Below are 25940 nucleotides of genomic sequence, written 5' to 3'. Positions count from 1 at the left end.
GACGCGTTGAATCAGGACGATCGTGACCACGCGCTAGCCACCTGCGGAACCGGGTTGGGGCGCCTTGAATGTCCGTACCCGTGCACCCGATTTGAAATCGAGCGCGACGCGCAAGCCGGGGTGCAAACCGGCACCCTCGGCGCGCGGCACGGAAATCTTCACGGCCGGTCCGGCATCGGTCTGCAGATCGACCATTAGCGTGGGACCGATCGGCATCGCCAGTTGCACAGTCGCCAGCAACTGAGGCGCGCCGGCGCCGGGCTGCGGCAACTGCCACGCCCATTGCTCGGGGCGAACCGCCAGCAACGCCGCACCGGCATCGCGCCACGGGCCGGGCTGAGCCACGGCCAGCACGGCGCCATTGTCGAAGGTTGCGAGGCACTGGCTGCCGTGCACGCGCAAGGTGACCGGCAGCAGATTCGCCGTGCCGACGAAGGTGGCGACGAAGGGGGTGGCGGGCTGATCGTAGATCGCGACCGCCGAGTCGTATTGTTCGAGCCGCCCGCGATTGAGCACGGCGACGCGGTCGGCCATGCTCATCGCCTCTTCCTGATCGTGCGTCACCATCACGGTCGTGATGTTCAGTTCGCGCTGGAGACGGCGGATTTCGATTTGCATATCGAGCCGCAGGTTTTTGTCGAGCGCCGCGAAGGGCTCGTCCAGCAGCAGGATGCGCGGCTCGACGGCCAGCGTGCGGGCCAGTGCCACGCGTTGTTGCTGACCGCCCGACAACTCGCGCGGATAGCGCTTCGCAAATGCTTCCATGCGTACCATCTCGAGCATCTGCATGGCCTTGCGAGCCGCATCGCGACGCGCGACGCCGTTGGCTTCCAGACCGTAGGCGACGTTGGCGGCGACCGTCATGTGCGGAAACAGCGCGTAGTTCTGAAAGACGATGCCCACGCCGCGTTGGCGCGGCGCGAGGCCGTCCACGCGTTGGCCGCCAACACGGACTTCGCCCTCGGACTGCACCTGCAGACCGGCGAGGATGCGCAACAGGGTGCTCTTGCCACAGCCCGATGGGCCGAGCAATGCAACCAGCTCGCCTGGGGCAATTTCAAGCGTGACGTCTTCGATCACCGGCACGGCGGCGAAACGATGCCGGATGCCACGCATCTGTACGGCGGCACCGGTTTGCGAGGTGCGTGCTTGCGCGGCCGCAAGGCCGGCGCGCGCTGTGCCGTGTTCAGACTGCGAATCGATACTGTGCGGGGTGCTCACGCGCTAGCCCTCTTCCATAGTTGCGTGGCGGCGTGCTTTCCAGCCGCAATGACGGCATCGGCGTCGCAACGGGTGGGGGCGCCGCCGTCCACCACGATCTCCCCGTCCACGATGACCATCTCGACATCACGCCCAAGTCCCGTGTGCACCAGCGTGCCCAACGGATTGGGATGCGGAGTCAGATGCACGCGGTGGAAATCGAATATGGCGAGGTCGGCGAGCCAGCCTGTCTTGAGGCAGCCGAGTTCGTCGCCAAGCCCCATGGCGTGTGCGCCGTTGTGCGTCGCCATGGCGAGCGCATCGGCGGGTTGCCAGTCCGCAGCCACTTCGCCCAACTGGATGCGCGCGATGGCCAGCGCCCAGCGCATGACCTCGGTCATATCGGCGTGCATGTTGTCGGTGCCCAATGCAATGCGCGCGCCGGCGGCGCGCAGACGCGGCGTAGGCGCCATCGTGCCGCCCGTCGCGTTGCCCTTGGGGATGTGTGCCACCGTGATGCCGGCCCGGCCGACGCGTGCGATGTCGTCGTCGTCCAGATACAGGCAGTGCGCCGCTACCAGCCTTTCGTTGAGCAGCCCGACTTCGTCCAGCAACTGCGCGGGGCTCTTGCCCGAACGCTTCTTTACGACGCTGACTTCGGTGCGGCTTTGCGCGAGGTGAGTCGTCACGCCGAGGTCATGCGTACGTGCCGCCTCGGCGATCAGACGCAGAAAGTCGTCGGAGCAGGTGTCAGGCGCATGAACGGCTAGTTGGACGCCCGTGCGCCCGTTGTGTTTGCGGTTCCAGCGGCCGGCCAGCGTCAGTGCGTCGTTGAGCGTGCGCTCGCCGGTCGCGGCATGGTATTCCCAGCGTCCGTCCGCAACGCCGGAGAAGTCGACGTCGTGCAGGCGGCCGCATGAATACACTCGCAGGCCGAGGTCGGCCATGGCCTCCATGGTCAGATCGGCGTGCACGTAGGTGTCGTTGATCAGCGTCGAGCCGAACAGCATGGCTTCGAGCGCGCCGAGACGCGCCAGCGCGATCGCTTCGTCCGGACTTACGTCATGGCCGTGGGGAATCCCTGGCGTGTAAGCGGGCGCGAAGCCCAGGTCTTCAGCGACGCCGCGCACCATTGTCAGAATGGCGTGGGTGTGGACGTTCACGTAGCCGGGCACGATGACGCGTCCGGCAAGCCGGCGCGTGCTCCGCGCGCGTATCTGTACGGGCAGATCCTGCGCCCGGCCGACAAAGGCGAGCCGGTTGCCGCGAATGCCGATCGCCGCGTCGTGCAACAGCGGTTGAGCCGGGTCCATCGTCACGACAGTGGCGCCCAGCAGCAACAGGTCAAAATCAAATTCGATAGGTAAGGCAGTCATCAGCCAGGTGGTCCGGTTCAGGTCAGGTATGCAGGTGCTGCAGGAAACGCCGCGTGCGCTCTTCGCGCGGACGGCCGAAAACGTCGCCGGGGGGGCCTTGTTCGACGATAGCGCCGGCGTCCATGAAGACCACCCGATGCGCGACGTTACGCGCGAAGCTCATTTCGTGGGTCACGACCATCATCGTCATCCGGGCCGTGGCGAGATCGCGCATCACGTCGAGCACTTCGTTGACAAGTTCCGGGTCGAGCGCCGAGGTCGGTTCGTCGAACAGGATCATCTCCGGTTCCATCGCCAGCGCGCGGGCAATCGCCACGCGTTGCTGCTGGCCGCCAGAGAGTTGCGCTGGCCGTTTGCCGAGGTGTTGCGCAAGATGGACTTTTTCCAATGCCAACTGGGCGCGAGCGCGGGCCGCATCGCGCGACAGCCCCAGCACGCGCTGAGGGCCGGCGGCGACGTTATCCAGTGCACTCAGATGCGCGAACAGGTTGAAGCGCTGAAACACGAAGCCTATGCGGCTGCGCTGTCGCGCCAGTTCGGCTTCGGGCAGCGTGCGGCCTTGCTCCGACAGCCCGATACGCTCGCCGCCAAGGTGGATCGTGCCGCCGTCCGGCCGCTCCAGGAAGTTGAGACAGCGCAGGAGGGTAGTCTTACCCGAACCCGATGGCCCGATCAGCACGACGGTCTCGCCGTGTTCGACCTGCAGCGAGACGGAGGGCAGAATGACCTTGTCGCCGAAGCGCTTGTGCAGGCCTTCTATGGACAACAGCGTTGCAGCTCCGCCTGCATGCACGCGCGCGGTGGCGTCCATCGCGGGGGCTGCGGGTACGTCAGAGACGGTAACGGTGGAAGACATGCGGGAACCCGAGCTCATGAAGTCAATATTGCGGCAGTCGTCGCTCGAGGTAGCGCGACAGCCACGCCAGCGCCGAGATCAACGCGTAGTAGTAGAGGGCGATCAGCAGGAAAATCTCGAACGGCGAGAAATACGTCGCAATGATTTCCTGCCCGGCGTGCGTGAGTTCATACACGGAGATGGCGGACAGCAGCGCCGAGCCCTTGATCAGCGAGATCAGTTCGTTGGTGAGCGGCGGCAAGATGCGCCGCCAGGCTTGCGGAAAGAGCACGTGCAGAACGATCTGACCGTGCCGCATGCCGATGGATTGCGCGGCCTCAGTCTGGCCGCGATCGACGGACTGCATGCTGGCACGCACGATCTCGCAGATGAAGCCGCCCGCATTCAGGCTGAGCGCGATGACGCCGGCCCAATACTCGTCGAAGTTGATGCCGATGACCGGCAGCGCGAAGTAGACGAGAAAGATCTGCACCAGCAGCGGTGTGCCGCGCACGAAATCGACATAGGCCAGCACGGCGATGCGGACCGCCCTGAAGCGGCTGAGTGCGCCAAAGCCCAATACGAAGCCGAGCACGATGCCGATCGCGATCGCCGCGAGGCAGACCTTAAGCGTGGCGAGCAGGCCGACCGCGAGGATCGGCAACGCCATGACGATAATGCTCCAGTCCATGGACGCCGCGCTCTCAGGAAAGCGCCGGAATCGCGTCCGGCAAGTTCATGTCGAAGCCGAACCACTTCTGCTGCAGCTTATGCAACGTGCCGTCGGTTTTGAACTGATGCAACTGCTGATCGATGAAGCCGATCAGCGCGGTGTCGTCGGTGCGCGCCGCGATGCCCGCCCAGTTGTCCGCGCCGATGCCCTTGACGATGGCATATTTGCCGGGCGCATTCTTGAGGACGAGCGAAAGCGTCGGCAAAGTGTTGAGCACGCCATCGACCTTGCCTTCTGCAAGCGCAATATAAGCGGCCGGATGGTCGTCGAAGGTTTTCACGTCCTTGAAGCCCGCGCCGCCCGCTGCTTTCAATTGCGCGTCGAGTTTGGGCTCCAGTATCTGACCCGGGGAGCCGAGCTTGAGCCCCAGCACCTTGCCGTTCATGCTGGCAATGCCCGTGACGCTCTTCTGATCCGCCGCGCGGATCAGCAGCGCCTGCGAGGCTTCCACGTAAGGCACCGAGAAGTCCACGTGCTTTTCGCGCTCGACCGTATAGCTCAGGCTGCTCATCACCAGATCGAACTTCTTCGTGTAGAGAGACGGAATTACGCCCGACCACACCGTGTCGACGAACTGCGCCTTGACGCCGAGATTGCGGCAAAACGCGTTGGCGAGGTCGACGTCGTAGCCGATCATGGTGCCGCTCGCGTCGCGATAGGTCAGCGGAGGATAGGTCGCTTCGCAGCCGATGCGCAGTACGCCCGCCTTCTTGATGCCATCAAGCGTGAGCCCGGCGGCCATCGCAAAACGGGGCAGACCGATCGACACCAGGGCTGCGCCCGCGCCGGCACGTTGAAGGAATTGGCGACGAGAAAATCGTTCGGACATCAGGCTCTCCATGGAAATCACAATACGTACGAGATAAAACAGCGTGTGAAGCGGCGCGGAATGCACCAGACGCACGACCCCGCAAAGCCTTTCCTAATCCCGATAAACGGCGGGGAAGGCAAGGCGTGGCAGCACCCGGTGAGATCAACGCGTGGGTTCAATTGCCGATGCGGTTGCGCCAGTTGCGGGCGCAAGGCGGGCAGGAACTCACCGAGGACGCTAATAGAGCAAGCTCTGTGCCAACATAATATGAGTGGTTTGTACGCAATAAAATTGGGATTGTATGCAATCGCGGAGGCGCGTTGGATAGCGCATGGGCTTGTTCTCAAGCGCCTTCGGCGGAGCAAATGTTGTTATTTCAACCTTTAACTGGCGAATGGCGCGATTGCATAAAGATGGTGCGTGGACGCACCAAAGATGAATCATTGGCACCAAACGCGGGTTTGCGCGGGCAAGGAGGTATTTTCAAAGTGGTGCCTGGCGCCCCGTATCGGCAGCAACGCTGATGAACTTTTGTATACGAATGAGTTACAATTTTCTTCGCTAGAACGAGAAGCCGATGCGAGCGTGCCATCGAATTTTTGTGTGCAAAAACGCTTCAGATTGTTCTATCATCGATTCACTTCCCAGTTGCGAGAAACACTTTGAGCCGAGCCTTCTCCATGCCAGTCAGTAAAGTTGCCGGGCCCAAGGCACCGTATACGAACGAGGAAATTTACGGCCGTATCCAGAAGGCGGTGCTCGAGCATCGCCTTGCACCCGGCACAAAATTGATTGAGGAGCGGCTCGCGGAAGCCTCGGGTGTGAGCCGGACGAAAATCCGCGAAGTGCTCAACAAGCTTGCCCACGAGGGGGTGGTCGAGTTGGTGCCGAATCGCGGAGCCTTTATCGCCAGCCCGAGCGTCCAGCAGGCGCGAGACGTATTTGTCACGCGGCGTATGATCGAGCCGGAAATGGCCAGGCTGCTGAGCCGTACCGCGACATCGGCGCAAGTGCGCGCGTTACGCAAGCATGTGCGGCAGGAAAGCGATGCGCGCAAACAGAATGATCGGCCCGCCATCATCCGGTTGTCGGGTGAGTTTCATGTGCTGATCGCGGAGATGCTCGGCAACGAGATTCTCTTGCGTATGATGCGCGAACTCGCACCGTTGACGTGCCTCGTCATCACGCTTTACGACAAACCGAATGCACCGGCGTGCCCGCATCACGAGCATGGCGATTTGATCGATGCAATCGAAGCGCACGACGGCGCCAAGGCGGCGGCGTGCATGCTGGAACATCTGGAGCATATCGAGGCGACGTTGAACTTCGACGAAGTGAAGGGCGCGTCGCCGGATATCGAAGCGATCTTCTCCTGAGCATCTCACATCATCACTTTGTTGCGCCCGCCTCACGCAAATGCATCCTCCGCCGTATTGCGCTGTGCGATAGCCCTTTGCAAGGCCGTACCATTGAGCGCATCCACGTGATTCGCGTTGGTGCCTTACGTCACCGCGCCTGCGGAGTGGTTAGCTGACGCTCACCCACACGCGCCAACCTCGCCACACGCGGTACAGAAGTCGCAGCCATCCTTTCGAATCACCGCATTCGCGCCACACGAGCCGCACTTGCGTCCAAGCATGGTGTGCAGTCCTTGTGCACCGCCGGGCTGCAGCAGGGCGGCATCGTCAGCCGCGCCGGTGCCGCCCGGCGGCGGCCGGATGCCGAAATCCGCCGGCAATGCCGTCTCGGCTCTCATTTGCCCGCGCGGCAAACGCGCCAGCATGCGCGACGGCACCTGGTTGCCTTCGGCATCGAGAAAGCCGCGCCGATGCAGAATCTGCTGGATCGCAAACGCGAGCGCCGCGACTTCCGAATCATGCCAGCGCGGCGTGCGATGACCGTCAAGACGCTGCACCTCGCCGAGCCGCACCTGCCCACGATCCCACGACACCTTGCGCATGTCCTGCAAGTTACGCGCGACAAAACCGCCGCGTGCGGCGAGCGACAGCGAACGCATCGTCGCCGTGATCCATTGCTGCGACTCGTCGCGCTGACCGGTGGGAATGAAGAACTCGATGGGGCGTTCGATCGTGACGTCTTCACCGCCGAGCCGCCCCGTCACTTCGATAAACGACACCGCCACGTAAAGCGACTTCTTGCCGGCTTGCGTCAGATACTCGACCTTTTCGATGATCGCCGGCAATTCGCCCTTGGGCCGATGATCGATCGCGATCCGCAGCGGATCCTGATCGGTCTCGGCCAGCGTGTCATCCGCTTGCGGCGGGCTCACGCTCAGCACCGCACCGAGCGTTTCGTTCGGACGGTAGGTGGCGAGACCCTTGAGCCCGTTTTTCCACGCGTCGAAGTAGAGGCTTTCGAACGCCTCGAACGGATAGTCCGCCGGCACATTCACCGTCTTCGAGATCGACGTGTCCACGTACGGCTGCACGGCAGCCATCATGTCGAGGTGGTCGCGTGCCGACATTTCGAGTGCGCTGACGAAGTAGTCAGGCAGGTTTTTCACATCGCCGCCGAGCTCGCGATAAAGACGATACGCGTAGTCTTCGACATCGAACGATTCGCGGCTGCCGTCGGCCATCACCTTCATGCGGGTGTAGGTCCACGAGAAGGCCGGCTCGATGCCGTTCGAGGCGTTGTCGGCGAACGCCAGGCTGACGGTGCCAGTCGGTGCGATCGACAGCAAATGGCTGTTGCGGATGCCGTCGTGGCGGATGGCCTCCTTGATGTCGTCGGGCAGGCGCGAGGCGAAGGTGCCCGCTTCCAGATAACGCCCGGCGTCGAACAATTCGAACGCGCCGCGCTCGCGCGCCAGTTCCACCGATGCCTGATAGGCTTCGTCGCGCATCAGCCGGGCGATGCGCACCGCGAAGTCGCGGCCTTCCTGCGAGTTGTAGCGCAGGCCGAGCATCACCAGCGTATCGCCGAGGCCGGTGAAACCCACCCCGATGCGCCGCTTGGCGCGCGACTCGTCATATTGCTGCTGCAGCGGCCATAGCGTGACGTCGAGCACGTCGTCGAGAAAACGCACTTGGGTGCGGGTGCGTTTGGCGAGACCGTCCCAGTCGAACGAAGGCTTGCGGCCTTTCATTTGCGCGAACGGATCGAGCACGAAACGCGTGAGATTCAACGGTCCGAGATTGCAGCAGCCGTAGGCTGGCAGCGGTTGTTCACCGCACGGGTTGGTGGCGCGGATGGTTTCGACGGCGCGCAGATTGTTATCCTCGTTCATGCGCGAGATGAACACGATGCCGGGCTCGGCGACGTCGTAGGTGGAGCGCATGATGCGATCCCAGATCTCGCGGGCGGGCCGTTCGCTGTAAACCCACAGGCCGTCCTCGCGTTGCCGGACGTCGCCGGCCGCACGCAACGCCGGCGACGGGTCGGCGCGATGCACGAGTTGCCATGGCTGATCGTCTTCGACGGCGCGCATGAATTCGTCGGTCACGCCCACCGACACATTGAAGTTGTTCCAGCGGCCTTTCGAATGTTTGGCCTCGATGAACTCGATCAGATCGGGGTGATTGCAGTCGAGCACGGCCATTTGCGCGCCGCGCCGCGAGCCGGCACTTTCGACCGTCCGGCATGAGGCGTCGAATACGTCCATATAACTGCACGGTCCGGACGCCGACGAACTGGTGGTATGAACGCGCGCGCCCTTGGGTCGGATCGCGGAGAAGTTGTAGCCGACGCCACCACCGCGGCGCATTGTTTCGGCGGCCTGAAGCAAAGCTACGTAAATGCCGGGAAGGCCCTGTTCGTCGACACCTTGAATCGCGTCGCCGACCGGTTGCACGAAGCAGTTGATGAGCGTGGCGGCGATGCCCGTGCCTGCCGCGCTCATGATGCGCCCGGCGCCCAGTGCGCCGTGCCGCAGATTGTCGACAAAGCGCGCTTCCACCGCCTCGCGCAGTGCTTCAGGTTCCGCCTGGGCGACGCCACGGGCGACGCGTTTGTACACGTCGTCGGCGGTTTGCTCGTCGCCTTTCGCGTATTTCTCGAGCAGGACGTCCAGCGAGAATTGTTGCGGTGCAACTAACTGGACGGAGGGAACCGCTGCGGCGCGGGTTTCGTGAGTGTCTTCTGCCATGGGTGTCGCCTCTCGTTTGCCGCGAGAACGGGCTGCGGCGCGTTCGAATGGGATGCGGGGCATTCATTTAACGGTGCGCATCTGGCAGGCATGGTGACCTGGCGCAACGTGGACCACCATAGCGCACGTGGCGAAGAGCCGCAATCGGGCGTTTGGGGACTGGGCCGCGGATCGACCGTGCGCCAGTTGTAGTGGCCTTTCGCACTGCCTTTATAAGGCGGGGAGGTGGTGAGGCGGGAGGCGGTGAGGCGGCGAGGTGCTGAGGCGGTGAGTGGCGAGGTGGTCAAGCGGCGAGCGGTGCCAAGCGTATGAGGGGCATCGCCGAAAAAAGGGAGCGGCGGCAAGCCCGCGCAAACAACTCACGTGGGAGGCCAACGGCGGCTGGCGCCGCAAGCGCACGGCAGCGAAGTGCCGCGCATACAAAAAACTTACGCTTCAGCAAGCTCGCATAAAACTTCAGCGCAAATCATCGCGGACGCGTTAGAAGGCGCTGGCCGTTCTGCCGGTTTGAACACCGCATCGCCGCGGCGAATCTTGCGCCGCGTGACAGCACATGTGCCCGAGGTATGCGCCGAGCGCCGCCGCCAACGTTGTTCGCCATAGTGACATCGCCCCGGTTCGACCCAGCGGATCACCAGCGTCGTGTCGGAGCGCTCGAGAATTTCGATGCGTACGCCATTCGTACCGTTAAGGGGGATGGACTCTAAGGTCATCATCGTCGGCTCCGTATTGTGGTGTGCCGAATGTAGTCCCGCACGCGCCGGATAGCTATTGTGCCGCGGTTGAAACACTGTTCTCTAAACAGCAATAATGAAACTTGACATCCGCACTTACCCGAAACGACGGGGCTTTGCGGGCCACATGCGAGGTGAATTTACGATAGGGTGGATTTTTGCAACGCAGTGTTGTGCTCGGTGTGACGAGAATGCCGCCAGCAAAGGGCGCCGGTGCTTCCTTTAAGATGTGGTTATTGATGAGCGACCGTGCGATGCAAGTGTAGCGGGCTTGCATTTTTCCGGCCGGCACGCGCGCATATCCACACGACCCTAAGAGCCCACATGATTTCTCGCCCCCCGGTAGCGCCACCCGAATCGCCGACACCGCCTGATCGCCTGAAAAAACAGAAAACGGCATTGCTCGTGCTGTATATCGCACTCGTGTTGCTGGCGCTATGGGTCGTACGCGATTTCATCGCGGTGGCGGCCTGGGCCGGCGTCATTGCAATTGCGCTGTGGCCGCTTTTGAGAAAGTTGGAGCGTAACCGCTGGTTCACGGGCCGCACGACGCTGGTCGCCGCGGTACTGACACTCGCGATCGCATTGCTGGTCGTGCTGCCGATCGGTATCGGCATTGCTGAGGCACTGCGCGAAGCCCATGACATGAATGAGTGGTTCAAGACCGCGCAGGAAAACGGCATTCCGATGCCGGACATCATCGAGCGTTTGCCGTTTGGCGTGCAACAGATTTCGAGCTGGTGGCAGGCCAATCTGGCCCCGCCGCTGCGCGATTCGGCGGCAATGAAGGGGTTGCACAGCACGACCGTGATGACGCTCGGCCGCCATTTCGGTGCGCGCGCGGCGCGCGCTGTGATGGTGTTCGGCTTCATGCTGATCACGCTGTTCGTGATCTTTCAGGCCGGCCCGCGTTTGTCCGGCTCGTTGATGAGAGGCGTGCGGCGCTGCTTCGGCGACGACGGCGCGCACCTGCTCGGGCGCATGGCCGCGGCAGTGCGCGGCACGGTGTCGGGGCTGGTGGTGGTCGGGCTCGGCGAGGGCGTGTTGATGGGCGTCGCCTATTTCGTGACCGGCTTGCCGCATGTCGCGCTGCTCGCGTTCATCACGGCGATCGCCGCGATGCTGCCGTTCTGCGCGCCGATCACGTTTGGCCTTGCAGCCTTATGGCTGTTCTCGCAAGGTGCGGTTGCCGCAGCCATCGGGCTGGCCGTGTTCGGCTCAGTTGTGGTGTTCGTCGCCGAACATTTCGTGCGGCCGGTGTTGATCGGTAACTCGACACGTCTACCTTTCCTGCTGGTGCTTTTCGGCATTCTCGGCGGGGCAGAGACGTTCGGTTTGCTGGGCCTTTTTATCGGCCCCGCGCTCATGACCGTGCTGATGGTGCTGTGGACCGATCTCGTGCAATAGTTGCACGTTAGTTGGTGGTCCGAATCGCGCGTGATCTGGCGATTCGAGCCGCACGTGAACGAGTTGTACGTGAATGAGCTGCACGTGAACGAGTTTCACGTGAATGAGTTGGACCTGGCCGAGCCGCACCTGGCCGAGCCGCAGGTGAAGGGAGCCGCACCTGAATGAGTTGCACCTCAACGAACTGCACCTCAACGAGCCGCACCTGGATTGTCGGCTCGAACGGCACGCGCGTTGCCGGCACGCCCCGTCTTGCTGATTCGCCGGTTTACTTCTCCTGATCGCGCCCGGACTGTTTCACGCAGCCCAACGTATATTTCAACGCGGCGGGCAGCAGCGCGCTCCGCACGTCCCAGGTATGGCCGCCGTCGATAATGCGCAGCGCCGCCGGATTCCCCGCCAGCCGAAGATGCGTATAAAGCGACGACGCGTCAGCCTGGATCACGAGATCGTCGTCGCCGGCGCCGATGAACATCGGCAGGCGGTATGGCCGGCTCATGTAGCGCTCCCATTGCGCCGGATAGTTGAGCGTATGCCAGACGTGCGGATCGAACTGCCGCTCGCCGAACACGCCGACGCGTCGCGCCGCCGAAGCCAGCGGCGGCTCATTCGCATAGATCGCGGGGCTTAGCAGCAGCGCGCCGCAAAAGAGTTCGGGTTGCGTCATGGCGTAGCGCAGCGCGCCGAAGCCGCCCATCGAGACGCCGCCGATCATCCGCCCGCCACGTTGCGTCGCGACCGCATAGCGCGTTTCGATCTCAGGCAGCAGATCGTCGAAGAACGCTGTCTCCATCTTCTCCTTACGATCGACATACCAGTCCGTGCCGCCTTGCGGCATCACGATCGCGACCGGCGGCATTTCCTTGCGTTCGATCAGCGCGTCGGCGGTGGATTGCAGATGGCCCTGGGTGAGCCAGTCGTTGGCGTCGCCGTTATTGCCGTGCAGGAGATAGAGCACTGGAATGCGGGCGGCGTCGTGGCGATAGCCGGTGGGCAGATAGATCGTGTAGGTCCAGTCGCGGCCGAGCGCCTCAGAGTGGAAGCTTCGGCTAATGACGGTGCTGGCGCTCGCCGGCGCGCCGACAGCAGCGCATAGCGCAAGGAGTACGGAATGTAGGAATAGACGCATGTCAGTGTAAGAGGCCGCCACGCAGATCGCGTGCGGCCGTCATGCTATCAGTATCGGCGGGGGAAATCGGCAAGCGGCAGCGAGCTAAGCGGCAAAAGCCCGCGCTGGCGTGCGCAGGCGGCCTGCTCACTCAGGGCGCCGTTCCGAGCCGCAAGCTCCAAAGGCGCGTCACGAACCGCTTGAGCGGCTCCGACGCCCTCGCGACGGCGAACAGCGCGCCGACCGCAAACGCATCCGCCACCAGCCCGAGGGGATAGTTCAGATAGCCGTCGGTCGCGGCATACAGCACCGAATCGACGACCAGCGAAATCACCGCGCCCGCGATAAAGCACAGCAGCCCCTGACGGCCGATCATGCCGACCCACGGCATCCATTGAGCGAGCTTTCTGGCCCAGCCGAGCTGGATCAGGTTCGCGACGAGCCACGCAATCGCGAGAAAATTGATTGCGCGCAGGTACGAGAGGTTTTGCTTGAGGCTGCCGTCGAGCGGCTCGCGTTCGATAAACAGCTTGTAATAGGCCGCGGCCGCCACCACGGCGAACGCCAGCACGCTGATCAGCCAGCCGAGACGGTGCGCGCTGATCCGCTGATAAACCGGCTGGCAACGTGTCAGCACGCCAAGCACGAACAGCAGCTGCCAGGCAAACGGGTTGAAATCCCAGTGCATGTCCGGCGCGGCGGGCAGGTAGGCGTCGATAGCGGGTGCGCCCGCCCACAGTGCGACGCTGCCGGCCAGCAGCAGCCACGGCTTGCTGCGCGCGAGCGGCAGGATCATGGGCACGAGCAGCGCGAAGAACGCATACATCGGCAACACGGAAGCGAGATACGGCTGACGCCGGAATAGCAGGATATCGCGCAGGGCGGCCACGGGGGCGGCCATCAGATCGTCGAGATCGGCGGTGGCGAGATTGGGGCCGTTGATACTGAACGCTGTCAGCACGGCGCTCACCAGCAGCATCAAACCGGCGGTGATGAGGAAGGCGCGATAGATTTCGAGCGAGCGCCGCAAGAAGCGGCTGCGCGCGCTCGCCTCGTTACGCCGTTCGGCCAGCGCCGCGTAGGCCGTGGCGGTGGCGAAGCCGCCGAGGAATACGAAGACTTCGGCCGCATCGCACAGCGCATAGGCATGCAGCGTGACGCGCGACAGAATGCTGCCGCCGATGTGATCGACGACGATGACCAGGAGGACCAGCCCGCGGAAAAAATCGAGCTCGATCAAGCGGGATTGCGACTTTTGCATGTGTGGCGCCAAAAGCAGCCCCGTGCGACGGCGCGCCAGTCCAGCGCGGCAGGCGTCTCATCAGGCTTTTAGAAATGGGATCAGGTACTGCGGCGGGCGGCCGCCCTGGAGGATAGCCGCCCCACGAACCGCCGCCCCGCGGGGTGGCCGTCCGCGGGGCGGCCACCTGCGGGCGGCCACCCGCTTCGCCGCTTGAACCGGCCGCGCGCGGCGCGCTTGCAGAGGCCAGTAAAAATGACCCGATTGACGGCGCGGAGTTCCGCTGCAGCGCCGCAAAAGCTTTCGAATATATTTCTTTCCGTGACAAAGCCGAGGCGGCCCGTGCTGGATGCATCCGTCCACCGGCTTCCCGGACAACCGCGCCGCCAGCCGCTCGAACAGGCGGCGATTGCTTGCATCGTGCAGGGTCGGCGCAGTCGAGGCGACAGTCGGCTTAAGTGCGGCCGGCGCGACGTCGTTTACCTGAATAAGCACCGCGAAAGAAGAGGGCGTTGCACGCAGTGGAGATTTCGCAACGTTTTGAGATATGGACGCGACACCCGATGGACGGCGAGGTAACGGCATGTGAGGATTTCCTGAAAGCGCGCCGGGGCCGATAAACGCCTCCAGAAGCGTCAAAAGAAAGCGGTCGGATCGAGTTGTCCCATTACTCGAGTGCAGGGAGATCTTCATGAACAAGCAAGTGCTCGCGCTGGCTGTCTCCACCGCTTTGTCCGCCGCCTCGTTAGCTATTGTCTCCGCGCCCGCCGGTGCCCAGACGAGTGTGACGCTCTACGGCGTGCTCGATGAAGGCATCAACTACACCAACAACGTCGGCCGCGGCCATGTCTATGAACTCGCAAGCGGCGATGCGCAAGGCAGCCGCTGGGGCTTGAAAGGCGCCGAGGAACTCGGCGGCGGCCTGAAGGCGATCTTCCAGCTGGAAAACGGCTTCGACGTCAGCTCCGGGCGGCTTAACCAGGGTGGCCGCATGTTCGGCCGTCAGGCGTTCGTCGGCTTGAGTTCGGAGCCCTACGGCACCCTGACCTTCGGGCGTCAGTACGATTCGGTGGTCGACTATCTGGCGCAGACCACGGCCAACGGCAACTGGGCCGGTTCGCTGTTCTCCCACCCGTACGATAACGACAACACCGACAACACATTCCGACTCGACAACAGCGTCAAGTACACCAGCCCGTCGCTCTCGGGCTTCCAGTTTGGCGGCGTGTACAGCTTCAGCAATGACACGGGCTTCGCTAACAATCGCGCGTACAGTTTCGGCGGCCAGTACACCTACGGCGGACTGCTGGTGGCCGCGGCGTATCTGCAGGCCGACAACCCGGGCAACGGCTCGAACGGCGCGATCACCGCAAACGACGCCAGCTTTATTGCCGCCCGCATGCGCGTGTTCGGCGGCGGCATCACGTATACCTTCGGCCCGGCCACTGCCGGCTTCGTGTACACCAACTCGAACTATCTGGATCCGACCAGCAACGGGTATCTCGGCGTGACGCCGCTCGTACCGCCCGGTGTGTTGTTGAACTCGCTGAAGTATCAGAACTTCGAGGTGAACGGCAAGTACCAGATTTCGCCGATGCTGTTTGTGGGAGCCCAGTACGTGTACACGATGGAAACCTACGATGCCTCAAACGGCGGCGTGAAGCCGAAAATTCATTCGTTCGGCTTGATGGCGGACTACAACCTGTCCAAACGCACCGACGTGTACCTTCAGGGCGAATATCAGCGGGTGACCGGCGACCCTACCTATTCGATTCTGGACGATGCCTTCACGCCCGGCACCCAGTCGCCGTCATCGACGTCGAAGCAGGTCGTGGTGCGCGCGGCGATACGGCATAAGTTCTAGAGATGACTGGGCGCGCCAGTCGTGTACTGAATGATGACCGCGAGTTCAAGCGTAATTGAATGTCGCTTTCCCGTGTGACGGGGAATCAGTTCATCACGTAATTCTGAATCAGAATGCCGATGACCACGCCGGCGGGAATGCCAAAGGTTCTACCGCGAATTGTCGCACTCAGATCTTCGTCGAGTACGAAGCTGCAGCGGCGTTCACGCCATACGGTTTTATAGGCCAATGGCTTTGCATCGACGATAACGAGGGAAATGAGCGCGGTCACGATGACCTGTTCCAAGGCATGCAGCTTCGCCACGAACGGCGAAAATTCACCGGCATTGCATAGCAATACCATCACGACCGCAGCGACCAGGGCGCCGAAAAAGAAACCACCCATGAATCTGTTCGCTGAATTAAGAGAATCCACTTAAACCTCAAATCATCCACCGGTTTTTATCGAGCCGGCGAAGTAAAAAATATACTGACGGAAATGGTTTTCCCGTTCACGGACTTGCCACGCTTTTACAGCGAGGCAAGCAGTCTTCAAACGGACCCGTAAGGATATTTTTTTGACCTTCTTCAACATATCGTCCCTTTCTCAACGTTGCGTGGGATCAGTCTGAAATGCGCGATAAACCCGCCGCCATAACGATTCATACCCGATCCGTTATTTGCGAGATAGCTGACAAAAAATGACGCACCGTGCGTCTAAACAGCGAGATAATCCCGCCCCTTGCCCTCAGTAGGACTGAGGGAAAAAGGCAACTCACGGTAGTTCAAGGTAAATCAGATCGACTGCGGCACAGCCGAAGTGATGGCCGCCGCACGTCGCCGGTACGCCCGGGCATGCAAGCGCCCGCGGATCGAACACCTCCCTCGTGGTGACAGCCGTTCGGCGCGTGTGCGTGGGCAATCGCGTGCGCGGCGCACGAAGTGTGATGTTTTTCACGAGCTATCGACCGGCTTTCCGCAGTCGTCCTGCCCGCGAGTTGCCGCTGTGTTCACTAAAGGAGAAGTCCATGGGGAAACTCGACCTTTCGCGTCGTAGTTTTCTGAAGGCCAGCGTATTGGCGGGTGTGTCGGTGTATATCGCGCCGATGGGCAGCCGCGCATTCGCTGCGTTGTTCGAAGAAAAAATCCTGACGCCGGTTCAATGGGACGCGGCTAACGGCCAGGCGAAATTCCGCATCGACGGGATCGCGAAAGTGACCGGTTCCAAAGTGTTCGCGCGTGACATTCGCGCCGCCGACATGCCGCACTGGCCACAGCAGCAGTCGCACGCCTTCATTTTGCGCACGACGCAAGCCGACCGCAGCTATGAAGGCTTCGACCTGGCGCTTCTCGGCGACGATCTGAAGCCCGATCGCGTGGTCACCGCTGAAGATCTGACGCGCGACGGTCTGATCTTCCCGGCCTTCTACGGCGACGACATGCTGCTGCCGCCAGGCAAGACGCCCGCGTATCTCGGCCAGGCCGTGGCGATCCTGATCTATCACGACTTCGTGCGCTTCCGCTTCGCGAAAGACAAGCTCAAGTTCCAGGATCAGATCATCCGTTACGGCGCGCAGACCGGGCCGCTCGAACGCGATCCGTGGGGCACGTTCCGCTTCGTGCGCGTCGGCGGCAAGACGCCGTATGACGACGACACATTCTCCAGTCTGAAAGACGCGCCGGTGTTCCCGAGCACGATGCGCAAGCACCAGCCGGTGTGGCCGGACGGCGTCGAACACGGCAAGCTCGACGAGCAGGGCATGTTCCACGCCGGGCAGATCCAGCAGGAACTGGATCATCCTTCGGCGGACTGGCTCGTGATGGAGCGCGAGTACACCACGCAGTCGATCGACACGGCCGCGCTCGAACCCGACAACGCGAACTGCTGGTACGACGCGGCGACGCAATCGTTGCACATGGTCGTGCCGACCCAGGCGCCGCTGGAAGTCGTGGAAAGCGCGGCAGGGATGGTCGCGAAATGCGCGTTCCCGGTGAAGAATCTGTTTGTGCACCCGTGCTATACGGTCGGCTACGGTTCGAAGGACCACTTCAACGTGCCGTTCTACGGTCTCGTCTGCGCGATGTATGCGGATGGCCGCCCGGTGCGCCTGGCTAACGATCGTTACGAGCAGTTCCAGACGTCCTTGAAACGCCACGCGTTCAGGATGAACTACCGGATCGCGGTCGACAGGAACACAGGGTTGCTGCAATCGTTCAAGGCCACGATGGAAGCGGACGGTGGCGGACGTTGCAACTTTTCGCCGTCGGTGGCGATGGTGGGCGCGACGGCGGCGCAGTCGATCTACTACTTCCCGAAGAACGATCTGTCCGCGGTGGCAATCGCTTCGCGCGCGATCGACGCGGGCTCGGCACGCGGCTACGGCACGCTGCAAAGCATGGCCGCGACCGAGATGATGGTCGACGAAATCGCCGCGCAATTGAATCTCGATCCGATCGAGTTCCGCCTGAAAAACGCGCTGCGTTCGGGCATGAAGAACACCCAGGGCGCCGTGCCCGCGGGCGCGATTCGCGTCGACGAGGTGTTGCAGCAGGCGAAGGTGCATCCGCTGTGGATGAATCGCGCGAAACGTAAAACGGAGTTCGAAGCCGCGCATCCGGGCAAGCGCTACGGCGTCGGCTTTGCGTGTGTGCAGAAAGACTTCGGCACCGGCGCGGAAACCTCGTTCGCGAAGGTCGAGTTCGGCGCCGACGGCAAGATCAGCCTGCAACACACGGCGGCTGAAATCGGCACGGGCGTGTCGACCTCGCAGGCAATCGCAGTCGCGAAGTGGCTCGGCAAACCGGCCACCGACGTGCATGTCGCAATTACCGATTGGCCCGATCTGCCGGTCGTCACGAGCGGCGATCCGTACATGATGTCGCAAGCGGAGCAGGACAAGCTCGCGGCGAATCCGCGCTGGTCGCCGGGTTATGCGTCGCCGTCTAGCGCGACGAACTCGGCGTTCTACTTCACGCACAGCACGCGCGAAGCTGCACGCGTCGTTTTCGCGCATGGCTTGTGGCCGGCGGCGCAGGCGATCTGGCGTCAAGGCGGCGGTGGCGGGCAGGCCGCGCCGCTGGTGGTTCGCATCGAAGATGCGCGCTGGGTCGACGGCAAGCTGTCCGCGGCGGGCCTCGAAGCGCTGCCATTCGAACAGCTCGCGAGGAAAGCGCACGAGTTGGGTCTGGTAACCGGCGCGACTGTGCACGTGTTCAACCGCTGGCAATGGACCGAAGCGGACTTCGAGATCGACGGCAGCGTCGAACGTCTGCCGCTCGATGGTCTTGCCGTGCGCTACGGCGATAGCGCTTCGGCCGATAAGCAAAAACTGCAGACCACGTCGAATCGATACCGCGTGCTCGACCGTCAGCGCGTGTTCATTCCGCCGGTGCAACGCAATAACGCCGCAGTCACGTACTACAGCGCGGTCGGCACGCTGGTCGAACTGTCGGTGCATGAAGCGAGCGGCAAGGTGGACTTGCTCGCGCATCACTCGATCATGGAATGCGGCAATCAGCTCTCGCCGCAACTCGTGTCGGGCCAACTGCAAGGCGGGCTGGCCATGGGGATTGGCCATGCGTTGCACGAGTATCTGCCGCTCTATGAGGACGGCCCCGGCAACGGCACGTGGAACTTCAATCGCTACCACTTGCCGCGCGCGACTGACGTCGCCGTCTGGACCCAGACCGGCGAAGTCCTGCCGCCGCTGACCGAAACCGATCCGCCGAAGGGCATCGCCGAGGTGGTGATGATTCCGGTGGTCGGCGCCATCGTGAACGGCATCGCCCACGCGATCGATCATCGCTTTACCGATCTGCCGGTTACCCCGCAACGTATTCAGGAGGTGCTCGCATGACGGCCCCCAATCAAACTTCCGCTCATGCCGCTAATGCCGCCCATGTCGCGAGTGGCATCGCGCACGGCAACGTCGCGTTTGCTGCCGTGTCCGGTGCTTCGGGTGCTGCTGCGGCCAATGCCGCCTCCGGCTCGGTCGCCTCGGGGGCTGCCCTCGCCAGCGCACCGGCTGCTGTCATGGTCGAGCGTCCGTTGACGCATTTCCGCACGCTGCCGGTATCGATCAAGGTGAACGGCGAGATCGTCGGCCCGACCGACGTGCCCGCCGGTCTGATGATGATCGACTTCCTGCACGAGTACCTGCATCTGACCGGCTCGCGCCTCGGCTGTGGCCAGGGCGTCTGCCACGCGTGTGTCGTGATCGTCGACAAGCCGGACGGCACCAGCGAGGAAGTGCGCACCTGCATCACCGGCGCGAATTTCTTCCACGGCAAAACCATTCGCACGATCGAAGGACACGCGAGGCGCAACGAGGCCGGCGAGGTCGTTGAGCTGTCGCCGATCCAGCAGAAGTTTCTCGAACACTTCAGTTTTCAGTGTGGCTACTGCACGCCCGGTTTCGTCAATGCGGCGACTGTGCTGATCGAACGTCTGAAGCGTCAGCCGATCGCCAAAGACCAGGTCGAGCAAACCATCACGGAGGCGCTGAACGACCATATCTGCCGTTGCACGGGCTACGTGCGCTACTACGAAGCCGTGAAGGAAGTCGTGATGACGACGCCGGGCCTCGTAAAGGACGCCAGCAAGGAAGTCTCGCACCGCGAAGGAAGTCCCCTTGGGGCATCGGGGGGCGCCGCATGATGAGTCGTTCGATGAATTTGCGCCACGTGTTGCTCTCGGTCGGCACCGCTGCTTTACTGAGCGCTTGCGCCAAACACGACGACTCCGCTGCCGCGATGCAGGCTGCCGCGGCGTCGGGACCGCAATCCACCGCCGCCGATCCGCTCGCGCGCGGACGTTATCTCGTCAAGGCCGCCGACTGTGCCGCCTGCCACACCACCTCTGACGGCGCACCGTTCGCCGGCGGCGTCAAACTGGCCTCGCCGTTCGGCACCTTCTACGGCACCAACATCACGCCGGACAAGGACCACGGTATCGGCGACTGGAGCGCGGACGATCTGTACAAGGCGCTGCACGACGGCGTCATGCCGAACAAGCAGTTGTATCCGGCAATGCCGTACACGTCCTACCGCCAACTGTCGCGTGCGGATAGCGACGCGATCTACGCGTATCTGATGGCGCAGAAGCCGGCGGCGGTGGCGAACCGCGAGCCGGAGCTGTCGTTCCCGTTCAACATGCGTTTTGGCGTGCGTTTCTGGGACTGGCTGTTCCTGACGGACACGTTGCCGGACGCATCGGAAGGGCAATCCTCCAAGGGGGCTTCGTCTGGGACGTCGCCCGAGGGGGCTTCCTCTGGGGCGTCTGCCAAGGGGACTTCGTCTGGGACATCGCCCGAGGAGGCTTCCTCTGGGGCGTCCCCCAAAGGGACTTCCTTCGTGGCGTCCCCCAAGGGGACTTCCTCTGGGGCCTCGGCGGACTGGTATCGCGGACGCTATCTGGCAAGCGCGCTTGGCCATTGCGCCGAATGCCACACGCCGCGCGGCAGGTTCGGCCAGCTCGACGGTGCCAGGCCGCTGACGGGCGCGGCGCTCGGCCGGATCGCCGCACCGGATATCACGCCCCATGGTTTGGCGTCGCGTGGCTGGACGGCCGCGGACTTGCAGACGTTTTTCGCCACGGGCATCGCGCCGCAAGGCTCGGCCTTCGGCGAGATGTATCCGGTCGTGCATCTGAGCAGCCAGTACATGACGCATGACGATCTGCGCGCAATGTCGACGTATCTGCTCGGCGACCAGCCGCCTCAGCCACAATCGTTGCAACCGTTGCAATCGGTCTCCGCCGATGCCGCGCAACTCGAGCCAGGGCGCAATGTCTATCTCGCGGTGTGTGCCGGCTGTCACGGGCTGGGCGGCGAAGGCAAGCCGCACGTCGCGATACCGATGCACGCTAATTCCACGCTGCGTCAAAGCGATCCGCACAATCTGATCGTGGCGATGCTCGATGGCATCAGGGCGCAGGATTTCCCGGGGCTCGAACGGATGCAGGACATGCCGGGCTTCGCCACGCAACTGAGCGACATGGAACTCGCGCAGCTCTCGAATTATCTGCGCGCGACGTATGGCGGCCAGCCCGCCGACGTGACGGCCGATGCGGTGAAAGCGTTGCGGTGAACGCTGCGATGCATTGAGCCCGAACGCTGAATATCAGGCGGTCAGCGTCAAGTGTTAAGCGTAATGTGAGAAACAGCCGGTGCCCGTCATGAACTGACTCCGCAAAGTTGGACGCCCGTCCAACGACTTGGGGTGCAGTTCATCAAGGCGCCGGTTTTTTTATGCGCGGACCCATGCCGCTTATCGCAAGTGACTCAACTCTGCGCCTCCAGCAACACCTTCAGTTTGTTCAGATCGCGCTCGACCCACTGCGCGTCAGCGGCGAATTTCTCGTCTGTCATACCGGGTACGCGAAACAGGGTGAACTGCACGTCGCTGCCTCTGCCGTTGGCGATCACCCGCAGCGGGATATAGATCTCGCTGCCGTCGGGCAAGAGCACGTAATGGTCGAGCACGCCGTAGTCGTTAGCGTCGGAGAAGCGCACCGTCACGGCGCCTTCGCTGCCTTCGAACACCCACATCGCGCCTTCGTGGCGCAACGGTTTGCCAAGCCCCGATGCCCACGCCGGGAACGCCTCCGGTGGCGAAGTGAAAGCATAAACATCATGCCAGTCGCGCGCGATATGGACGGTGATGATGTGTGCTTGGGCAGGCCGGGTCATCGTGGCTCCTGTGAATGGCGCGCAATGAACTCGCGCGCCGAGGCTTGCTCAAATGGTATCGCGCCGTTGCCGTCTGGCGGTGCGCCTTACGTTTCGCCGTAGACCAACTGATTCCCTTCACGGAGGTTTCATGAGCAATCGCGCGACGCAGACCCTTCCTCACCATAGTTACGCTAATTCGCTGGGTGCACCGCTGGCCTGTGTACAAGGCACGATCAGCAAGGTGTTCCTCACGCCGGAGTTTCACCATGCCGCCGAGCATCAGCAATTCGTCATCGAGATCGACAAGGTTGTGAAGTTCGAGGGTGGCACGCAGAACCTCGTCGGCACCGAAGTGTTCGTGGCGGTGCGTTTCGGCGATAGCGAGGGGCTTGCGCAGGAAATCCCCGGACTGCAGGCCGGGCAAGCGATCGAGGCGCAAGGCGAATACATCCCCGAAGCCAGCGCCTATCCCACCGCCGATAACAACAACCCCGTTCTGCCGGTGCTGCACTTCACGCATCATCCGGTCGGCTTCGTGCTGTATCACGGCAAGACCTACAGTTAGTTGCCGGTCTTATCGAGCCACGGCGGACAGCTAGTCGACTTCGGTTTTATCGAGCGGGACGGGCATGCCAGTGTCCGCTCGCCAGCACGTTTTCCCTCCGCGCTCTCCGTCGCGGCGATCGGCTATTCAAGTTTTGGCGGCGCTTTGCCGTTAAAGCAAACGTTATCGTCCGGTTGCCCGGCGGCGCAGCCGTTTTCGGGTATTTGCGACCGTGCGCGTAGAGGCTCCAGGCCGACGCCGCACATGCGGCGCGGACAGCTCCGATGCGGCGGCTGATTCAGCCCGAGCGGCGGCGCCTGGATCTGCAAGGAGCTGGGGTGGTTCGAGGGCAGACGGCGCGGGACTGGTTGCATACGCAACCATGTCGCAATACGGCGAGTAAGCTTTGTATCAGATTGTTTGGAGCGGAGCGTTTTCTGCAAAACGCACTTTACAATTCCGCGTGAATTTTAATCGGCAATCTGGCCCTTTTCGCGGAAGATCGCCTGTTATCGGGTATTGGTTGCCTCGTGTCCGGGATCTGGAATCTCGGGTGTCCGGTATCCAGATATCCGGGTTTTCGGCAAGGCGAAAGGGGTTGGTTTGAATGGCAGGGCATGGGTGGGCGCCGCGCGAGGCGGCCTCGCTGTGTCGCGACGAAAGCAGCGCTTCACGGAACGCGCGCATCGTAAGCGACGGGGCAGCACCCGGCTCACCAATAAAAAAGCAGGAGTCGAACAATGGTGGGAAAGCGCTTCGACAGAACAATGATGGCCAGTCTGGCTGGCGTGTGGGTCGCGCTGGCGGTCAGCGGTTGTGCGAATGTGGGGCAGCAGGGCGCGCAGACGGGCGCGGTATCAGGAGCATCGGGCGTATCGGCAGCGTCCAGTGTGCCGGCGGTGGCTGCAGTGCCGGCTTCCGATGCGCTCGCGGGTACACAGGTCAAGCTAGCCGCTGACGAAGGCACGCCGCTTAAAAAAGCGCCGCCGTTAATTTATCGCGTCAAACGTGGCGACACGTTGGCGCGCATCGCGCAGCATCATCATTGCAGCGTCAGACAGTTGCAGGCGTGGAATGGCCTCAAGAATTCCTCGCGGTTGAAGCTGGGGCAGATGCTGCATGTCGCCTCGCCGGAAACGGTGCGGGCGGTTAATGCGGCCAATGCGGCAGCCCATACGGCGGCGGTCGCTGCAAAGGCTGCGGCGGCGTCGGCGGCAACCGGCGCGCAGGCAGCGGCGCAATCCGCCGCGCAGGCAACGGCGCAATCCAGCGCGCAGGCAGCGGCGCAATCTACCGCGCAGGCGACTGCGCAATCAGCCACGCAACCATCTGCGCCCAGCGCCGCCGAGGCGCGCGAAGTCGCGCGGCAGACCTCCCGGCACGCGAACGGGGTGTCGCTCGCATGGCCTGCAGGCGGCCGCGTCGTCGAGGCTTTCCAGCCGGGCGAAACACGCGGCATCGAAATCGGCGGCAAGGCGGGCGATCCGGTGCGGGCCGCGGCCGACGGCAAGGTGATGTACGCAGGCACGGGCCTGAACGACTACGGCAGTCTGATCATCGTCCAGCACAACAAGGACTTTCTGACCGCCTACTCGCATAACCGCAAGCTGCTGGTCAAAATCGGCGACATTGTGCGGCAAGGTCAGCAGATCGCCGAGATGGGCGACGAGAACAACTCGCGCGTCTCCGTCGGCTTCGAGTTGCGCCGTGACGGCAAGCCGATCGATCCGATGCCGTATTTGCCACAAGGCCGCGGCTAGGTCTGCGCCCAGGCTCTCGGCAGGTTCTCGGCCCGCGTCTCGGACAAATATAAGAGCCGGCGATTTTTCGCCTTCTCTACACAAGCAGCGAACCCGGCAAATCATTTGCCCGGTTCGCTGCTTTGTCACATCCGTCTGTCCGGAAGCGGTAGTGAGCAAACGCCGGGTTTGCTGCTTCGTCGCATCCACCTGTCCGAGCGAGACGTCCTGAGCGTCGCGCTGCCCGAATTGGCCGTAGCCCGGCAGATCGTAGTAATAGACGGTGCGAATGTGCGCGAGATGTGGGGCGATGCGATGCCACACATACGAAGAGAACGGCGTGCCATGACCAGCACCAGCAGCGGACCATTGCCGGTTACGCCAAAGCGCACGGTTTGATCGCGGAATGGATAGCTTTCGGGAAGCCGTCAGCTTTGCATAGCGGTGAGCGTCGCGAGAAAGTCTGCTTACCTTGGCAGGCGTGTCCAAAGCGCGTTGAGCGAGCGTTCCTGGCGAGGCTCCCGCAAAAGCTCACCTTCGACACATCTTTGTTTTAGTCAGCAAAGCCAGGTAAATTGAAAAGAATGTCACTCACGGCGTCGCCGGATTGATCGCTGAGCGACACAGGCACAGCGCACTATTACGAATCAAGCACAAATCACCTTGAAACAAGGTGTCTTTGCGTTGGGCGAGTTCGGAAAGCCTGGTAATCGTCGAAGACGCATCGATTCCTTATTCAACAAGAAGACGCGCGATCGACTGAAATGCACGCATGGCAATGGTGAGCGAATTCGGGAGCCGCAGGCACAACCATCACGGGGCGCCGCGCGGCGCTCGGTGTGTCGCGCCAGGCGCGGCCCACAATTGCACGCCGCCCGGCGGCCGCGTTTAACCGCAGCGACGACGTCCACCCCACGCCAACGAAGCTGGCGAGTCAACGCACCGCTGCCTATTTCGCTTCAGCGCTGCGCAGCAGTTGCGAGACCTGGCCGTGGTGATGCAGGATCGCCGGGTCGGCTTGCAGGAGCGGCAAGTAGCGCGGCAGGAACGCGTTGTTGGGCTGGTCGGGAGAAAAGAGGCCGGTGACCGCTTCAACTGCGGCGAGCCGATCGGCGGCATCTGCTTCCTTGTCGTCGAGAATCTCGTCGACATTGGCGATGACCGTTGAGAGCGGCGTGAGCCAGCGAAACCCCGAGCCGTTGATGAGCACTTGCAGGAAGGCCGCCGGCGTCACGGGGCCGAATTCCTTTTCGTACGCCGCGCGCTCGTGATCGAGAATCGATTTATGCAGCGCCAGTAGTGGCCTGCGAATTTCCGAGAGGAATTGAGTGCATTGCTGGTCGTTCATCTTGCCGCTCCTTCGGATAGCCATGCCGGATCAAGCCGGGTGATCGGGTCAAGCCAGATCCATGCTAACAAAATCGTTCGAGGATGCATCAGTGAGAATGATGCGCGTACGCGAAGCACGTCAGATCACGCCAATCCCGCAATGGTAACGCATTGATTTGAAATTCGTTTCACTTCCAGCAAGGGCTGCGGCCGCGTTTTTTTCTTCGCGTGGACATGCCGCGGACCTGCCCGCGCCTCCGTT

General features: G+C 62.6%; 20 protein-coding genes and 1 pseudogene. 8 read left to right on the top strand and 13 right to left on the bottom strand.

Annotated features, from left to right (window positions below):
• Nucleotides 1-33: 33 nt before the first annotated feature.
• Genes P0D84_RS31215 through P0D84_RS31195 form a run of 5 tightly spaced genes read right to left on the bottom strand, consistent with a single transcriptional unit; the run spans nt 34 to nt 4973 of the window.
• The gene (locus P0D84_RS31215; RefSeq protein WP_408343006.1) at nt 34-1221 is read right to left on the bottom strand and encodes an ABC transporter ATP-binding protein; all 1188 of its coding nucleotides are present in this window, start codon (nt 1219-1221) and stop codon (nt 34-36) included.
• Nucleotides 1218-2576, bottom strand: a complete 1359-nt coding sequence (locus tag P0D84_RS31210) for an amidohydrolase family protein (protein ID WP_408343004.1) — start codon at nt 2574-2576, stop codon at nt 1218-1220. The genes P0D84_RS31215 and P0D84_RS31210 overlap by 4 nt, the downstream gene beginning before the upstream one ends.
• A 22-nt stretch (nt 2577-2598) precedes the next feature.
• Nucleotides 2599-3432 (bottom strand): amino acid ABC transporter ATP-binding protein, encoded by an 834-nt coding sequence (locus P0D84_RS31205; protein ID WP_408343002.1) that lies wholly within the window; start codon nt 3430-3432, stop codon nt 2599-2601.
• Nucleotides 3433-3454: 22 nt separating this feature from the next.
• Nucleotides 3455-4102 carry an amino acid ABC transporter permease gene (locus P0D84_RS31200; protein ID WP_323048379.1) on the bottom strand — a complete coding sequence of 216 codons (648 nt, stop codon included), beginning with the start codon at nt 4100-4102 and terminating at the stop codon, nt 3455-3457.
• A gap of 13 nt (nt 4103-4115) precedes the next feature.
• Nucleotides 4116-4973: a transporter substrate-binding domain-containing protein gene (locus P0D84_RS31195; protein WP_408342999.1), complete on the bottom strand. Its 858-nt coding sequence runs from the start codon at nt 4971-4973 to the stop codon at nt 4116-4118.
• A gap of 662 nt (nt 4974-5635) precedes the next feature.
• On the opposite strand from P0D84_RS31195, the gene P0D84_RS31190 reads away from it, so the two are divergent.
• Nucleotides 5636-6331, top strand: coding sequence for a GntR family transcriptional regulator (locus P0D84_RS31190; RefSeq protein ID WP_408342997.1), 696 nt, complete (start codon nt 5636-5638; stop codon nt 6329-6331).
• Between the two features lie 161 nt (nt 6332-6492).
• Here P0D84_RS31190 and P0D84_RS31185 read toward each other — a convergent pair whose 3' ends face one another.
• Nucleotides 6493-9063 (bottom strand): adenosylcobalamin-dependent ribonucleoside-diphosphate reductase, encoded by a 2571-nt coding sequence (locus tag P0D84_RS31185; protein ID WP_408342995.1) that lies wholly within the window; start codon nt 9061-9063, stop codon nt 6493-6495.
• Between the two features lie 428 nt (nt 9064-9491).
• Entirely contained in the window at nt 9492-9776 is a 285-nt protein-coding gene (locus P0D84_RS31180) for a DUF3331 domain-containing protein (RefSeq protein WP_408346188.1), read from the bottom strand.
• Between the two features lie 345 nt (nt 9777-10121).
• Here P0D84_RS31180 and P0D84_RS31175 point away from each other — a divergent pair, with 345 nt between their 5' ends.
• The gene (locus P0D84_RS31175) at nt 10122-11204 is read left to right on the top strand and encodes an AI-2E family transporter (protein ID WP_408342993.1); all 1083 of its coding nucleotides are present in this window, start codon (nt 10122-10124) and stop codon (nt 11202-11204) included.
• A gap of 268 nt (nt 11205-11472) precedes the next feature.
• Here P0D84_RS31175 and P0D84_RS31170 read toward each other — a convergent pair whose 3' ends face one another.
• Together P0D84_RS31170 and P0D84_RS31165 are read right to left on the bottom strand one after the other, a co-directional pair.
• On the bottom strand, nt 11473-12333 hold the full coding sequence (locus tag P0D84_RS31170; protein WP_408342991.1) for an alpha/beta hydrolase: 861 nt from the start codon (nt 12331-12333) through the stop codon (nt 11473-11475).
• A gap of 130 nt (nt 12334-12463) precedes the next feature.
• Nucleotides 12464-13573, bottom strand: a complete 1110-nt coding sequence (locus P0D84_RS31165) for an OpgC domain-containing protein (RefSeq protein ID WP_408342989.1) — start codon at nt 13571-13573, stop codon at nt 12464-12466.
• 670 nt (nt 13574-14243) lie between these two features.
• Between P0D84_RS31165 and P0D84_RS31160 the strand changes: the two genes are divergently transcribed.
• A complete protein-coding gene (locus tag P0D84_RS31160; protein ID WP_408342987.1) occupies nt 14244-15416 on the top strand; it encodes a porin in 1173 nt (390 codons plus the stop codon).
• Nucleotides 15417-15501: 85 nt separating this feature from the next.
• Here P0D84_RS31160 and P0D84_RS31155 read toward each other — a convergent pair whose 3' ends face one another.
• The gene (locus P0D84_RS31155) at nt 15502-15801 is read right to left on the bottom strand and encodes a hypothetical protein (protein WP_408342985.1); all 300 of its coding nucleotides are present in this window, start codon (nt 15799-15801) and stop codon (nt 15502-15504) included.
• Nucleotides 15802-16423: 622 nt separating this feature from the next.
• On the opposite strand from P0D84_RS31155, the gene P0D84_RS31150 reads away from it, so the two are divergent.
• From P0D84_RS31150 to P0D84_RS31140, 3 genes are read left to right on the top strand one after another with little or no spacing between them, the layout of a single operon-like run.
• Nucleotides 16424-19252 carry a xanthine dehydrogenase family protein molybdopterin-binding subunit gene (locus tag P0D84_RS31150; protein ID WP_408342983.1) on the top strand — a complete coding sequence of 943 codons (2829 nt, stop codon included), beginning with the start codon at nt 16424-16426 and terminating at the stop codon, nt 19250-19252.
• Nucleotides 19249-20052 (top strand): (2Fe-2S)-binding protein, encoded by an 804-nt coding sequence (locus tag P0D84_RS31145; protein ID WP_408342981.1) that lies wholly within the window; start codon nt 19249-19251, stop codon nt 20050-20052. Before P0D84_RS31150 ends, P0D84_RS31145 begins: the two co-directional genes overlap by 4 nt.
• An 11-nt stretch (nt 20053-20063) precedes the next feature.
• Nucleotides 20064-21482: a c-type cytochrome gene (locus P0D84_RS31140; protein WP_408342979.1), complete on the top strand. Its 1419-nt coding sequence runs from the start codon at nt 20064-20066 to the stop codon at nt 21480-21482.
• A 194-nt stretch (nt 21483-21676) separates the two neighbouring features.
• Here the strand turns inward: P0D84_RS31140 and P0D84_RS31135 are convergent, their stop codons facing one another.
• Nucleotides 21677-22084, bottom strand: a complete 408-nt coding sequence (locus tag P0D84_RS31135) for an SRPBCC family protein (protein ID WP_408342977.1) — start codon at nt 22082-22084, stop codon at nt 21677-21679.
• Nucleotides 22085-22214: 130 nt separating this feature from the next.
• On the opposite strand from P0D84_RS31135, the gene P0D84_RS31130 reads away from it, so the two are divergent.
• On the top strand, nt 22215-22631 hold the full coding sequence (locus P0D84_RS31130) for a hypothetical protein (protein WP_408342975.1): 417 nt from the start codon (nt 22215-22217) through the stop codon (nt 22629-22631).
• A 719-nt stretch (nt 22632-23350) separates the two neighbouring features.
• Nucleotides 23351-24370, top strand: coding sequence for a peptidoglycan DD-metalloendopeptidase family protein (locus tag P0D84_RS31125; RefSeq protein WP_408342973.1), 1020 nt, complete (start codon nt 23351-23353; stop codon nt 24368-24370).
• Between the two features lie 180 nt (nt 24371-24550).
• Here P0D84_RS31125 and P0D84_RS31120 read toward each other — a convergent pair.
• Together P0D84_RS31120 and P0D84_RS31115 are read right to left on the bottom strand one after the other, a co-directional pair.
• Nucleotides 24551-24741 (bottom strand): annotated as a pseudogene (locus P0D84_RS31120) (alpha/beta fold hydrolase); the annotation flags it as partial.
• A 557-nt stretch (nt 24742-25298) separates the two neighbouring features.
• The gene (locus P0D84_RS31115; RefSeq protein ID WP_408342971.1) at nt 25299-25697 is read right to left on the bottom strand and encodes a hypothetical protein; all 399 of its coding nucleotides are present in this window, start codon (nt 25695-25697) and stop codon (nt 25299-25301) included.
• Nucleotides 25698-25940 lie beyond the last annotated feature (243 nt).

It is taken from the genome of Paraburkholderia sp. RL17-337-BIB-A, from assembly GCF_046025895.1.
Classification (GTDB): Bacteria; Pseudomonadota; Gammaproteobacteria; order Burkholderiales; family Burkholderiaceae; genus Paraburkholderia; species Paraburkholderia fungorum_C.
This window is presented reverse-complemented; position numbering and strand designations above follow the sequence as displayed.